1 pseudogene is annotated in these 591 nt (G+C 24.2%); it reads left to right on the top strand.

The features are described 5' to 3' along the window. Positions 1-591: pseudogene (locus ACOTVC_RS09010) on the top strand (hypothetical protein); the annotation flags it as partial.

The raw sequence follows: 591 nt of genomic DNA, 5'->3' as shown, positions 1-591 counted from the left end.
CTAGAATATCAATGCAAAATAGAAAAAAATACAACCATACTAAATCAAGAACAAATCTTATCCTATGTAAAAGAAATTCATAGTAAAAATGCAAGAATAATCCAAGACTATATAGACCAAATTTATAAAGATAATGGCATGAGACCTTATGCATTTGATGATGAATTTTATGAAGAATTAGGTAATTTAGGAATAATCACTCAAAGACAAGTGGAAGGTTTTAAAAACGATTATTTGATTAAAAAAAATTCCTTATTGCTTACTATGTTAGATTATTTGGCTGGACAAGATAGAAAAAGTAAAGATTATTTGATTACTTTTGATGATGAGTATTTTTATGATTATTTTGTTTTTAGTTTGGGTGGATTTGTATTAAAACTTTCTCAAGGTATGCTTCAAAATGAGATCAATTCTCTTTTTAATCCTGCGGCTTATATAGATGATACAAAAATAAATTATAATGATTTAAATAACGAATTAATTAGAAAATATGAAAAAGAAATATTTGACATGGGATTTGAAAAAAGAGGTAGTTATTTTGTGGATTATTTTGATTATAGTTTTAATTATAATGGGTTTTTTGAGATTAAT

It is taken from the genome of Campylobacter sp. GB48 (genome assembly GCF_049221845.1).
Classification (GTDB): Bacteria; Campylobacterota; Campylobacteria; order Campylobacterales; family Campylobacteraceae; genus Campylobacter_D; species Campylobacter_D lari_C.
The sequence above is the reverse complement of the archived record's forward strand: the minus strand, read 5'-3'. Positions and strand labels throughout refer to the sequence as shown.